The sequence below is a fragment of the Mucilaginibacter sp. McL0603 genome, assembly GCF_049992945.1.
In the GTDB taxonomy this organism is placed as follows: Bacteria; Bacteroidota; Bacteroidia; order Sphingobacteriales; family Sphingobacteriaceae; genus Mucilaginibacter.
Genome location: NZ_CP188251.1, coordinates 737931 through 751011, shown reverse-complemented (window position 1 = coordinate 751011; position 13081 = coordinate 737931). Strand labels below are relative to the sequence as shown.

Below are 13081 nucleotides of genomic sequence, written 5' to 3'. Positions count from 1 at the left end.
AAATTGGATATTCAAAATTCGATGTACGATATTCAAATAAAGATAATCGGTCCCAATCATTTTACACAGCCTTAACACTATTGCCATAAATTGCTGTTAAACTTGCAGCAGTGAAACTACCGCACACATATCTGCTTATGATCGGTATCGACAGTGGGCGGTAGTTTCATTACCATTTAGCAAGAGAGAAACAACATCAATGAAGATCGGAATAGTTTGTTACCCCACTTTTGGCGGTAGCGGGGTTGTAGCAACCGAACTGGGCAAAGCACTGGCCGACCATGGTCACCAGGTTCATTTTGTTACTTACAACCAGCCCGCACGTCTCGATTTCTTTTCAGAAAACCTTTTTTATCACGAGGTTTCGGTATCCAAGTACCCTTTGTTTGATTATCCGCCTTATGAGCTTGCATTAGCCAGCCGCCTGGTTGATGTTGTACGTTTTGAGGGGCTCGATATATTACACGTACATTACGCCATTCCGCACGCCTCGGCTGCCTTTATGGCTAAACAGATATTGATGACCTATGGCATCTATATCCCTGTAGTGACCACATTGCACGGTACAGATATTACCCTGGTAGGTAAAGACAGGACTTATAAACCAGTAGTTACTTTTTCTATCAACAAATCAGACGGCGTAACGGCAGTTTCTGAACATTTGAGAAAAGATACCTACGAATTTTTCGAGATAGAAAATGAGATAAAAGTAATACCCAATTTTATCGACTTGACCCGTTTCAGTCTGAAACCAAAGGACCACTTTAAAAAGGCTATAGCTCCTTCGGGTGAGAAGATTTTGATCCATACATCCAACTTCCGTAAAGTAAAACGCACAAAGGATGTGATCAGCATATTTGCCAAGGTTGTTAAAAAGATACCCTCAAAGCTTTTGATGGTGGGCGATGGTGAAGAACGTGCAGATTGCGAACAATTATGCCGCGACCTGGGCGTGAGCGACAATGTGCGCTTTCTTGGTAAACAGGATGCAATAGAAGAAATATTATCAGTATCTGACCTCTTTTTGATGCCTTCGCAATCAGAAAGTTTTGGTTTGGCTGCCCTTGAAGCTATGGCTTGCAAAGTACCTGTAATAAGTACTAATGCCGGTGGTCTTCCGGAATTGAATATTGAGGGCGTAACAGGCTTTTTAAGAGATATTGGTGATGTAGATGGCATGGCCGAAAAAGCCATATACATTTTAGAAGATGAGGCCCGCCTTAAGACCTTTAAAGAGAATTCCCTTGCCCGCGCAAAAGAATTTGACCTTTCAATTATCCTCCCGATATATGAGAACTACTATATCGAAGTAATAGAGAAAAGCAAAGCCAACATTGTATAATAGCTGAAAGCGAAAAGCACAAAGCTGAAAGTTTTTGCCTTAATAATGGGCATCAACTTTCAGCTTTTTAATTTATTAAAGCTTTAAGCCTTATGCTTTTTGCTTACTCAGCAGGAGTAAATTTTAAGCAAACCGGGTTCCCAACATGTATTCCTGAGTTGGTTGGAGTAAGCGCCCCGGTTTTTTGATCTATTTTATATACCACAATATTATCACTGTCCTGGTTCGCCGCTATCAGGAACCTGCCTGTTGGATCCACTGCAAAATCGCGTGGGTTTTTACCAAAGGTTGATGCACGTTGTACAAAGGTCAATTGACCGGTTTCCTGGTTAACTGAATAAACGATCAATCCGCTGGCATCCAAACGGTCAGTAGCATATAAGAAACGTCCATCCGGGGTCATATGAATGGCTGCAGCGCCATTGGTTCCTTTAAATCCATCGGGAAGCAATTTAACGGTTTGCAAACGAACAGGCTTGCCACCATTAAATTCATAAACATTAATGTTACTTCCCATTTCATGCAACAGGTATAAATACTTTTTATTGGGTGAAAAAACCAAATGCCTTGGACCGCTACCGGGCGCCGTGCTTATAAAAGCGGGCGTAGCAGGACTTAATGGCAATGCGTTTGATGGGCGATAACGTAAAATATTTAGTTTATCTGTGCCGAGGTCAGTATAGAGCAGGTATTTTTCATTAGGCGAGAAATAAGCAATATGCACATGCGGCCCTTCCTGCCTGCTTGCATCCGGCCCTTTACCTTCATCCTGTATTACCTGTGATGGGGCTTTTAATGAGCCATCGCTATTTATAGGCAATACGGCAAGACTGCCGCTTGAATAATTGGCCACAAAAACATTTTTCTGATCATCATCTACCGAAATATAACACGGATCAGCACCTGCAGAGGTTTGTCTGTTCAGGAAGTTCAGTCTTCCATCAACCGGATTAAATGAGAATGAGCTTACTCCTCCGTCTTTCCCGTCCTCATTTACGGAGTATACATATTTGTTATTTTTTGCAACACAGAGGTAAGAAGGGTTACTTACCCCTTCAATCTGACTTAAATAAGCCAGTTTACCACTCTCTACATAAAAGCGGTAAACAAGTATACCCTTGCTGGTGCCTTTAGTGTATGTGCCTATTAAAAGATCGTAGGTTGATGGTGCCGGTTTCTGTGCATAAGTAAACACTGGAAACAACAAGACAATGATAAGAAGCAGACGTTTCATATTCAGGGATCGGTTATTTTGTAAATCTAATGGCTTAAAGCCAAAAGTCCAAAGCTTTCGGCATAAAGCTCGAAAATGCATTCAATTTATTACAAAAACCTCTTAAATGAAAAAGTCCAGAGCTTTTCGCTTTGGACTTTCCGCTTTCAGCTTAAATCAGGTGCTTAAGCTGTATCACTTCTTTTTCATCCAGGTAACGCCAGCGTCCACGAGGCAAATCTTTTTTGGTCAGGTTGGCATAAACCGCCCTATCCAGCTTTACAACCTCATATCCCAAATGTTCAAAAATACGGCGTACAATACGGTTTTTACCGCTATGTATTTGTATTCCGACTTCTTTTTTAGTGGCACCCTGAACATAAGCAATAGAATCAGGTTTTATTAAACCATCTTCCAATTCAAGGCCGAATGATATCTTATTCAGATCGCCCTGTGTTAAGGCTTTGCTTAATTCAACCTGGTAAAGCTTTACAATATTATTTTTAGGGTGAGATAGCTTATCGGCCAAATCACCATCATTGGTCATTAATAATAATCCTGTCGTATTACGGTCAAGCCTTCCGATAGGGTAAATACGCTCCTTACTTGCCTTTTCAACCAAATGCATTACGGTACGGCGCTCCTGTGGATCGTCGGTTGTTGTAATATAATCCTTAGGCTTATTTAATAATACATAAACCATTTTTTCTCTTTTCAGCAGTTCGCCATTGTAGCGCACCGCATCTTTTGTCGGATCAATTTTATGGCCTAATTCTGAAATTACTTCACCATTCACCGATACTACTCCTGCGGCGATCAGCTCGTCAGCCTTACGGCGGGAACAGATACCTGCATTTGAAATATAACGGTTAAGACGTATTAACCCAGAATCTTCTTTTGTTGCAGGTTTTTTTCTGCCACGCAACGTTTTCGCATCCGGGTCACGCTCAGTTTTAGGCTTATTGTAGGATGAATTTTCTGAATTGCGGAATGGCTTGTAAGCCGGATCTTCAATACGTTTTTTAAATCCCGCACCTTCTGCCGGGCGTCTGTTGAACTTTCTATCACCCGAACCTTCAGCACTTTTGAAACTCGGTTTATCAGAAAATTTCCTTTCGCCCGTAGATTCACTGCTGAAACTTCTTTTAGGTCTGTCGTCAGAAGTTGGTCTACCTGAATATGGCGTACTCCTTGGTTTAAAGCTTTTTTTCTCACCTGAAGATTCACCACCAAAGCTTCTTTTGGGTCGGTCATCAGAAGTTGGCCTGCCAGAGTATGGTGTACTTCTTGGTTTAAAGCTTTTCTTTTCACCTGAAGATTCGCCGCTAAAACTTCTTTTAGGTCGATCATCGGAAGTTGGTCTGCCGGAATATGGTGTACTTCTTGGTTTGTAACTTCTTTTTTCGCCTGCTGTATCGTCACCAAAGCTCCTTTTAGGCCTTTCATCGGTATTTGATTTACTGCGATAAGGTGCACTTCCGCTGGAAGTACGTCTTGTGGAACTATCACCGCCAGAATCAGGTCTGCCTGAGTAAGGTTTCCGCCTTTCAGATGATGTACTTTTTTGTCCACCGCTTGCCGCACTTCCATAGCTGCTTCTTTTAGGCCTTTCGCCTGCTTTATCACTGCCGGAATTTGAGGGTTTGCTTGAACGGGGCGCACCCGTTCTTTTGGACTGATCATCACCTTTTGAGGCCCTGTTTGATGATCGGTTGGACTTGTCGTCGCGACTGTTCCCTGGTCTTCTAAATACCATAATTTTAACTCTAAGAGAGGGTCAAAGTTAATGCTTTTTAGTGGGTTTCACAACTTTTTTAGTCGGTTCAAAAACATGGTTTAAGTTATTTTAAACCATGTTTTTGAACCGTTTTAACGATTTGTAAACACCCCATTGGAAGATAAGTATTTGATAATCTGATTTATATGACGTACTTTTGTCTCTGCATCTACCTAAATGTTTATTTGTTAACCAAAAAAGAAATGATTAAAAAACTCTTTATTACGTGCTCCGTAATGTTGGTGACTGTTGTCATTTCCGGGCTATTTATTAATGCCAAAGCCGACACCAGAAAGGTGTCAAAAAACACGTCAAATTACAGATTTATTTACCCTAAAAAAGGTGTTTCAAATGATTTCACCTTTGCTGATGAAGCAATGCCCATCAACGATATGCGGATAACCCGCAAGATGAAGCACACATTAGTAAAAAACAGCTACAACAACCTACAATCCTACATTTTGCAGGAAGAAGCTGTAAAACTATTTCCCATTATTGTACCTATTCTAAAATCTTACGGAATCCCCGAAGATTTTAAATACATGCCATTGGTAGAGGCGGGCCTTAAATCGGGTGTATCTAAACGCGGTGCCGCCGGTTGGTGGCAGTTTATGCCGGGTTCAGCACGCACTTACGGTTTAAAGGTAGGTAACGGCAGAGACGACAGGTACAGCATTCGCAGGTCTACAATCGCAGCCTGCAAATACCTGAAAGAATTGCACGCCCAATTTAACAGCTGGACAATTGCTGCAGCCGCTTACAATATCGGCGAGATAAAAATGGCGAAAGCTATAAGAGTGCAAGGCGAGGATAATTATTTCCGCATGCACTTTAATCCTGAGACAGGAATTTATGTTTATAGGATCATCGCCATGAAAGAGGTGATAGAAAGACCAGAATTATATGGCTACAAGAAATTAAATAAATTTAGTCTGCAGCCTGCAGATTTGATGGCATTTAATTAAAAAGCCTATTCAATTACGGAGCACTTACGGCCGCCTTGCTACATAGCATGGCGGCTTTTTTTTGTGTATCTTTGCTGCTTTTAAAAGCAGCCCGGTTAAGTAAAGCAAATTGCCTGTGCAGTAAACTTTTAATAACAATTTCCGGTTATTTAAAAATTGACATTCAGTTCAATAAATACTAACTAAATTAGCAAGAAAGTTGCGGGCCGCAACTCAGCTATTTGAATTTACATATGATTACAAAACCTGTTGACCTGGGCGAGCAAAGTGAAGTTGAAGTATACGGAGCCAGGGTACATAATTTAAAAAATATTGATGTTTCATTTCCGCGCAACCAGCTGGTTGTGATCACCGGGCTAAGCGGCAGCGGCAAATCCTCGCTGGCGTTTGATACGATTTATGCCGAAGGCCAGCGCAGGTATATGGAAACATTTTCGGCTTACTCGCGGCAGTTTATGGGCGGCATGGAGCGCCCGGACGTGGATAAGGTCTCGGGCCTTAGTCCGGTAATTGCCATCGAGCAAAAAACTACGAGTAAAAACCCGCGATCTACAGTAGGTACTATTACTGAGATATACGACTTTATGCGTTTACTTTTTGCCAGATCAGGTGAGGCTTATTCCTATGTGACTGGCGAAAAGATGGAACGCATGTCTGAAGATCAGATACTAAAAACCATCAACGAAAAGTTTGACGGGCAGCCTGTAAACATCCTGGCACCGGTTGTAAAAGGACGAAAGGGTCACTATAGGGAGCTATTTGAGCAGATACGCAAACAAGGATATCTAAAAGTTTGGATAGATGGTACAATAGTCGATGTTGAGCCCAAAATGCAAGTGGACCGCTATAAGATACATGATATTGATATCGTTGTTGACCGCCTGGTGATCAGCGATAAAGACAGCAAGCGGCTTCAAACTTCCATACAAGCGGCATTAAAAATAGCTAAAGGCATTATCAGGATTGCGGATAAGGATAATAATGTATTTTATTACAGCAAATACCTGATGGACCCGGTTTCGGGCATATCATATGATGAACCTCAGCCAAATACTTTTTCATTCAACTCTCCTTATGGAGCATGCGAAAAATGCGACGGTTTGGGCTATATTTTTGAAGTGGACGAACATTCGGTTATTCCAAATCCAAAATTAAGCATCATGAATGGCGGCCTTGCGCCTTTGGGCGAATACCGCGAAACATGGGTTTTCCAGGTACTAAAATCACTGGGAAAAAAATACGACTTTTCATTATCCACCCCGATAGAGAAGCTTCCAAAAGAAACACTGGATATTATCCTGAACGGATCGCATGAAATGATAACCGTAGCGGTAGAATACAATAAATGGAACGTGCAAAGCTACCAGATAACTTTTGATGGTATCATCAGGATGCTGGAGGAGCAGCAGGAACGACGCAGTGAAGAGGACATGGACGACATGGAAAATTACCGTGTTTTAAAAACTTGTCCGGTTTGTGAAGGTGCGCGTTTAAAGAAAGAATCACTTCATTTTAAGATCGACCAAAAGAATATTTTTGAACTGGCCTGTATGGATATAAGAACCCTGCAGGAATGGTTCACTAACCTGGAAGACAGGCTGACTGAACGTCAGAATACCATAGCCCGCGAAATATTAAAAGAGATACGTGCGCGCATAGTATTTCTGCTGGATGTAGGTTTAAGTTATCTTACACTTGACCGTACAACACGCACGCTTTCGGGCGGTGAGGCACAACGCATCAGGCTGGCAACGCAGATTGGCTCGCAGTTGATGAATGTAATGTATATACTGGATGAGCCGAGTATCGGCTTGCATCAACGTGATAACGAACGGTTAATCAAGGCACTGAAAAACCTGCGCGATCTGGGCAATACTGTGGTGGTTGTAGAGCATGATAAGGATATGATACTGGAAGCGGACCATGTGATCGATATGGGTCCCGCTGCTGGTGTTCACGGTGGTGAAGTTGTGGCACAAGGAACTCCTAAAGAATTAATGGCTGCTCATACACTCACTACATCTTATTTAAATGGTGAGAGGAGTATTGCCATACCGGAGAAAAGGCGTGATGGCAATGGCAAGATACTATCACTTAAAAAAGCAACGGGGCATAATCTTAAAAAGGTCTCTGTTGACTTTCCGTTAGGTAAATTGATAGGCATTACCGGTGTTTCAGGTAGTGGTAAATCAAGCCTGATCACGGAGACTTTATACCCGATATTAAATCATCATTTTTTCAGGGCGAAAAAACAACCGCTTCCCTATGAAAAGATTGAAGGGTTAGAAAACGTTGATAAGGTGATTGAGATAGACCAAACACCGATTGGTCGTACCCCACGATCCAACCCGGCTACTTACACCGGTGTTTTTTCTGATATCCGCAACCTGTACGTGCAATTACCCGAATCAAAGATCAGGGGTTACAAGCCCGGGCGCTTTTCCTTTAATGTAAAAGGTGGTCGTTGCGAAACTTGCCAGGGTGCAGGCATGAAAGTGATCGAAATGAACTTTTTGCCAGATGTACAAGTTCCTTGCGAGGAATGCGGTGGCAGGCGCTATAACCGCGAAACACTTGAGGTACGATATCGTGGTAAATCTATCAGCGATGTACTGGATATGAGTATAGAAACCGCTTGTGAATTTTTTGAGCATATCCCATCAATTCATCGCAAAATAAGAACCTTGTTTGATGTAGGTTTGGGTTATATTCGTTTAGGCCAGGCATCAACAACATTGTCGGGCGGTGAGGCACAGCGTGTAAAACTAGCAACCGAACTTTCTAAAAAAGATACCGGAAATACATTCTATATCCTTGATGAACCAACTACAGGCTTGCATTTTGAGGACATCAACGTACTATTAGGTGTATTAAACCAACTGGTTGACAAAGGCAATACCGTGTTGGTGATTGAACATAACCTCGACGTGATAAAAGTAGTTGACCATGTGATCGACTTAGGCCCTGAAGGCGGAGCAGGTGGTGGTAAAATACTATTCAGCGGCACCCCGGAGGGGTTGTGCAAAGTAAAGGAAAGTTTTACCGGGCAATTTCTGAAGAAAGAGATGGGGATAAAATAACTTGTACAAGATTTTGTACAAGTTATTTTATTATTTATATTTACTTAAATTCATTCAAAATGCAAATAACAACTTACACTGCTTTCAGACAGCAATTAAAATCATATTTAGATAAAGTTCGGAGCAGCCATTCACCTCTATATGTAACCAGCGCCAATGGTGAGGACGTTGTAGTGCTTTCAAAGTCAGACTATGAAAGCATGGAAGAAACCTTTTATCTGCTCAAAAGTCCTGCTAATGCCATAAGACTGCAAAAAGGTATCGAAGAATACGAAAAAGGCTCAGGCACTGAAAGAAGTCTAATTGAACAATGAAGATTATCTTCCTGAGCCCAGCATGGGAGGACTACCTGTATTGGCAAAGTACAGATAAGACCATGCTAAAGAAAGTTAATTCATTAATAAAAGAAATTGAGCGGATGCCTTTTGAAGGCAATGGTAAACCTGAACCTTTAAAACACAATCTTACCGGATGGTGGTCACGCAGAATAACACTGGAACACAGGCTGGTGTATAAAATTGAGAATGATTCGATCATTCTTTTACAGTGCAGATATCATTATTGATTTTTACTTACTAGCATAATATGAAAGTAATATCTTTACTTATCTTGTTGAGCGTGATGTCAATAAGCTCATATCTTCAAAAAAATAAATATAAAAGCTGTATAAAAATTGGCCATGTAGAATTTGCCCATCATCAAGCATATTTTAATTTTATTAAAAAAGCTAACGTTCAAATTAAACATAACGGTGTAATACGTATCAAGACCGATGTTAAAGATGTCGTCCTTAAAGATGACGGCGAATTCAAAGAGTACAAATACGTTGGTGAACTAAATACCCCCCTACTAATATTAATTCATGAACTTGAACCAAATACAGAAGAATATTACCTTATAAATAAAAAAACCGCAAGAATTGACACTCTTGTTGGAAAACCTATTTTTAGTAATAATGGTACTGATATTGTTTGTCTCGAAGGTTCAGGAACAGATACAAAACAAAAAATTCAGGTCGGGAAGCTTATTAATGGCAGTTTCAAAACAGAATATTTATTCACTATGAAAGATGGCATTAATCCTGATTATGTTTATTGGTTCAATACAAACACAATATTTATAAAAGCACGAAAAGATTATTGGAAATTGACTTTCTAAGCCTCAAATATTAAATATAAAGAGAAACAAATCGCACAATTCCTATCTTTATAGATTATGCTGCCTCTGCTTATTTCGTCACAGATCCGCGAAGCGGATAGTTACACCATAGCGCATGAACCTATTGCATCCATCGATTTGATGGAGCGTGCCTCCAAAGCCTTTGTTGGCTGGTTTATCAATCATTTTCCTGAAAAAAAACAAAGCATATCTATTTATTGCGGCACTGGTAATAATGGTGGCGATGGATTGGCTATAGCCCGGATGTTAAAAGAACATCAGTATCAAAACGTAAATGTTAAAATAGCTTCTTTCTCTACAAGATCTTCAGACGATTTTAATACTAATCTGCATCGTTTGATCCCTTCCGGGATCAGCATACTGGAAATCAAGCCGGGCGACGATCTGCCCGGAGAAGATAGTAGTATTATTATTGATGCATTATTAGGTACAGGCTTAAACAAGCAATTGGACGGGGATTATACGAGGCTGGTAAATTATCTTAATGAGTTACACAAAACAGTTGTTGCTGTTGATATACCTACGGGATTTTTTAGTGAAGGGGAAACCAGTCCCGATGCCGCGGTCTTGAAAGCCGACCTGGTGATAACATTTCAGCAACCCAAGATTAATTTTCTACTACCGGAATCGGGATCTCATATTCATTGTTGGGAGGCAGTGAATATCGGTATCAATGAAAGCTTTATCAGGTCGTTAAACTCTCCTTATCAATTGGTGGAGGAGAAGGATATCCGAAAAAAACTAAAGCATCGTACCCGTTTTAGTAATAAGGGTACTTATGGCCATGCATTAATTATTGCCGGTCAGCCCGAAACAATGGGCGCAGCCTTGCTCTGTTCATCAGCATGTGCATATGCAGGGGCAGGGTTAACCACTGCTTGTATTCCGCAAAGCGGACTTACCGCGCTAAATAGTTATCATCCTGAGATAATGGCCATTGTAAGAAAAGAAAAGGAACAGCCTGAAATTGAATGGGAAAAGTTTAACGCTGTAGCCATAGGGCCCGGATTTGGGCAAGATAAACATGCGCTGGATCTATTTGTGACCCTTTTAAAGAAGTACGATAAACCAATTGTGCTAGATGCTGATGGAATTAACTTACTGGCTGTTCATTTTGGATTGTGGAAGCACATTCCTAAAGGCAGCATTATTACTCCGCACGTAAAAGAGTTTGACCGCTTGTTTGGCTCGCATAAAAACTGGTGGCAGCGCCTGCAAACAGCTATCCATATGGCAGAAGAACATAAAATTTATATCGTGCTAAAGAATGATTACACTATTTCTATCACCCCGGATGGGAAGCTTTATTTTAACTCTACCAGCAATGCGGCTATGGCAAGTGGTGGCATGGGTGATGTATTAACAGGAATAATTGCAGCCTTGCTTGCTCAAAAATACTCTTCAGAAGACGCCTGTATTATCGGCAATTACATACACGGCAAGGCGGGCGATGAATTGGCATTGCCTAATCGCATGCATGTAGTATTGCCCGGCAGGATCATTGCACAGTTACCTGTTACAATGGCAAAATTAATGGCATAAAAAAAGCGGCTGTAGTATTGTCAGGCCGCATTTTTAATTAATATATTAACTGATCTTATAAAGAACGAATACTCTTTGTTGTGTCTAACTAAAAGACGCTCTTAGTGCGTCTTTTGTTACAACAACGTATCCCATTAAATTGTTTTTTAACAATTATTAACAATTAAAAGAAAAATTCTTACGAGTAAGTCAGTACGGAATAAGCTTGTAGCTGAATCTCAGAATTTACCGATCACTACCATTTGATCAATGGTAGGACCAAGGCTACCGCCACGTGGTTCAAGCGTTACAGCGAAGGCATCAACCGAAGCTATTGATTTCATTTCCTTCATAGTTGTATCAATAACTATTCGGACGATCACATCATATAAGGAAGAGGAATACATATCATATAATGCTTCCACCGCAATCTTTTCACGGCGTCTCAAGGCAAGCACAAGCTCTTCTTCGGATAGTGATATTTTTCACTCCTTACTCAATGATTGTGAAGAGATAAATGATTAATCAGAATTCAAACAGATGCTTTTCTGCATGATAGGATGAGCGTACTAATGGCCCGCTCTCCACGTATCTGAAACCCATATCTAAGCCCAATTGTTTGAGTCGATTAAATTGATCTGGGTGAATCCAGTCAATAACCGGGTGATGGCTGCGTGTTGGTTGTAAGTATTGTCCCAGTGTTAATATATGTACACCGGCTTCCAAAAGATCATGCATTGCTTCCAGCACATCCTCCTCTGTCTCTCCCAAGCCAAGCATAATACCTGATTTGGTTCTAAGTCCTGCCTGTGAAATATGTCTTAAACACTCAAGGCTGCGGTCATATTTTGCTTGTATGCGTACTTCGCGGGTTAAACGGCGTACGGTCTCCAGATTATGTGAAACCACTTCCGGGCGCACTGCAAGCACACGTTCAAGATTTTCCCATATGCCCCTGAAATCTGGCAACAAAGTTTCTAATGTAGTTTCAGGACTTTCCCTCCGTATGGCATTAATCGTCTCAGCCCATATGGTTGAACCACCATCTTTCAGGTCATCACGGTCTACCGAGGTAATTACACAATGCTTAACTTGCATCAGTTTCACTGAATCGGCTACACGGTTTGGCTCATCCACATCAACTGCCAATGGTCTTCCGGTTGCTACAGCACAAAAAGAGCAGGAACGCGTACAAATATTACCCAGGATCATAAAGGTGGCCGTACCGGCTCCCCAGCATTCGCCCATATTGGGGCAATTGCCGCTTTCACAAATAGTATGCAGCTTATGTGTATCCACTAAACCACGTACATGCGCATATTCTTTTCCAACCGGGAGCCTTACTCTCAGCCAATCGGGTTTGCGTTGGGTTTGATTTACAGGTATTACCGGTAATTCGATCATGATACAAAAATAGTTAAAAACACCCTAACCCCCTAAAGGGCGGTATAATTTATTGAATCTGTTCTTAGTTTAGTTCAGACAGCGCCTCTTCAACAGATATTCCGCCGTGAGACTGGTCAAGAATACACTCGCCGTCTTTAATCAATAATAGTTGTGGTGATTGGTGGTGCACCTGGAAATCTTGTGCTACAAGGTTGGATACGTCCCTGTATTTGATCAGGTCGAGAAAATATACAGGTAAATTTTCTGGTAAATGATCACCATCAAGTTCAAGGCGTCTTTTTGCCATTAAACTGATAGAACAGCGGGTGCTGTGTTTAAAAATGATACTGTAACCCTCTTTTTGTTTAATTCCACTCAGCTGCTCTGCCGACTCCAACGATATCCAATTCATAAAAATAATTAATAAACTAATCACAAAAATACAGCGCAGAGCTGGATTAGTTCCAAAAAGAGATGAAAAATGACTTTTGGCTGTTATCTACTATGTCTTGGGTAAGAAGAATAAGCGGGACACAATTTGTTTGAGCATGAAGTGATAATTGTACCTAATGCTATTGCAATGATTGCTATATAAATTAATTTTTTCATCGATTTGAA

The 13081-nt window shown here is 41.0% G+C and carries 11 protein-coding genes and 1 pseudogene; 7 read left to right on the top strand and 5 right to left on the bottom strand.

What is annotated here, in order from left to right; genetic code table 11:
• Positions 1-199 precede the first annotated feature (199 nt).
• The gene (gene bshA, locus ACPPVU_RS03615) at positions 200-1342 is read left to right on the top strand and encodes an N-acetyl-alpha-D-glucosaminyl L-malate synthase BshA (RefSeq protein WP_426670334.1); all 1143 of its coding nucleotides are present in this window, start codon (positions 200-202) and stop codon (positions 1340-1342) included.
• Between the two features lie 103 nt (positions 1343-1445).
• Here the strand turns inward: bshA and ACPPVU_RS03610 are convergent, their stop codons facing one another.
• Together ACPPVU_RS03610 and ACPPVU_RS03605 are read right to left on the bottom strand one after the other, a co-directional pair.
• Positions 1446-2576: a lactonase family protein gene (locus ACPPVU_RS03610; RefSeq protein WP_426670333.1), complete on the bottom strand. Its 1131-nt coding sequence runs from the start codon at positions 2574-2576 to the stop codon at positions 1446-1448.
• A gap of 151 nt (positions 2577-2727) precedes the next feature.
• On the bottom strand, positions 2728-4311 hold the full coding sequence (locus ACPPVU_RS03605) for a pseudouridine synthase (protein WP_426670332.1): 1584 nt from the start codon (positions 4309-4311) through the stop codon (positions 2728-2730).
• Between the two features lie 224 nt (positions 4312-4535).
• On the opposite strand from ACPPVU_RS03605, the gene ACPPVU_RS03600 reads away from it, so the two are divergent.
• The 6 genes and pseudogenes from ACPPVU_RS03600 to ACPPVU_RS03575 form a co-directional block, all read left to right on the top strand.
• Complete coding sequence (locus ACPPVU_RS03600) at positions 4536-5297, top strand: lytic transglycosylase domain-containing protein (protein ID WP_426670331.1); 762 nt, start codon at positions 4536-4538, stop codon at positions 5295-5297.
• A 233-nt stretch (positions 5298-5530) separates the two neighbouring features.
• The gene (gene uvrA / locus ACPPVU_RS03595) at positions 5531-8377 is read left to right on the top strand and encodes an excinuclease ABC subunit UvrA (protein ID WP_426670330.1); all 2847 of its coding nucleotides are present in this window, start codon (positions 5531-5533) and stop codon (positions 8375-8377) included.
• Between the two features lie 59 nt (positions 8378-8436).
• Positions 8437-8691 carry a type II toxin-antitoxin system Phd/YefM family antitoxin gene (locus tag ACPPVU_RS03590; protein WP_426670329.1) on the top strand — a complete coding sequence of 85 codons (255 nt, stop codon included), beginning with the start codon at positions 8437-8439 and terminating at the stop codon, positions 8689-8691.
• Positions 8688-8942: a Txe/YoeB family addiction module toxin gene (locus ACPPVU_RS03585; protein ID WP_426670328.1), complete on the top strand. Its 255-nt coding sequence runs from the start codon at positions 8688-8690 to the stop codon at positions 8940-8942. The genes ACPPVU_RS03590 and ACPPVU_RS03585 overlap by 4 nt, the downstream gene beginning before the upstream one ends.
• Positions 8943-8962: 20 nt before the next feature.
• On the top strand, positions 8963-9535 hold the full coding sequence (locus ACPPVU_RS03580; protein WP_426670327.1) for a hypothetical protein: 573 nt from the start codon (positions 8963-8965) through the stop codon (positions 9533-9535).
• A gap of 57 nt (positions 9536-9592) precedes the next feature.
• Positions 9593-11014: pseudogene (locus tag ACPPVU_RS03575) on the top strand (NAD(P)H-hydrate dehydratase); the annotation flags it as partial.
• 302 nt (positions 11015-11316) lie between these two features.
• Here the strand turns inward: ACPPVU_RS03575 and ACPPVU_RS03570 are convergent.
• The 3 genes from ACPPVU_RS03570 to ytxJ form a co-directional block, all read right to left on the bottom strand.
• Entirely contained in the window at positions 11317-11526 is a 210-nt protein-coding gene (locus ACPPVU_RS03570; protein ID WP_426670326.1) for an anti-sigma factor, read from the bottom strand.
• A 76-nt stretch (positions 11527-11602) separates the two neighbouring features.
• Positions 11603-12481, bottom strand: coding sequence for a lipoyl synthase (gene lipA / locus ACPPVU_RS03565; RefSeq protein ID WP_426670325.1), 879 nt, complete (start codon positions 12479-12481; stop codon positions 11603-11605).
• Between the two features lie 64 nt (positions 12482-12545).
• Positions 12546-12875: a bacillithiol system redox-active protein YtxJ gene (gene ytxJ / locus ACPPVU_RS03560; protein WP_426670324.1), complete on the bottom strand. Its 330-nt coding sequence runs from the start codon at positions 12873-12875 to the stop codon at positions 12546-12548.
• Positions 12876-13081 lie beyond the last annotated feature (206 nt).

Bases quoted from the DNA above. Each gene is read 5' to 3' on its own strand.
- ACPPVU_RS03610 (WP_426670333.1), bottom strand. From the start codon at position 2,576: ATGAAACGTCTGCTTCTTATCATTGTCTTGTTGTTTCCAGTGTTTACT.
- bshA (WP_426670334.1), top strand. From the start codon at position 200: ATGAAGATCGGAATAGTTTGTTACCCCACTTTTGGCGGTAGCGGGGTT.
- ACPPVU_RS03580 (WP_426670327.1), top strand. From the start codon at position 8,963: ATGAAAGTAATATCTTTACTTATCTTGTTGAGCGTGATGTCAATAAGC.
- uvrA (WP_426670330.1), top strand. From the start codon at position 5,531: ATGATTACAAAACCTGTTGACCTGGGCGAGCAAAGTGAAGTTGAAGTA.
- ACPPVU_RS03590 (WP_426670329.1), top strand. From the start codon at position 8,437: ATGCAAATAACAACTTACACTGCTTTCAGACAGCAATTAAAATCATAT.
- lipA (WP_426670325.1), bottom strand. From the start codon at position 12,481: ATGATCGAATTACCGGTAATACCTGTAAATCAAACCCAACGCAAACCC.
- ACPPVU_RS03600 (WP_426670331.1), top strand. From the start codon at position 4,536: ATGATTAAAAAACTCTTTATTACGTGCTCCGTAATGTTGGTGACTGTT.
- ACPPVU_RS03605 (WP_426670332.1), bottom strand. From the start codon at position 4,311: ATGGTATTTAGAAGACCAGGGAACAGTCGCGACGACAAGTCCAACCGA.
- ACPPVU_RS03585 (WP_426670328.1), top strand. From the start codon at position 8,688: ATGAAGATTATCTTCCTGAGCCCAGCATGGGAGGACTACCTGTATTGG.
- ytxJ (WP_426670324.1), bottom strand. From the start codon at position 12,875: ATGAATTGGATATCGTTGGAGTCGGCAGAGCAGCTGAGTGGAATTAAA.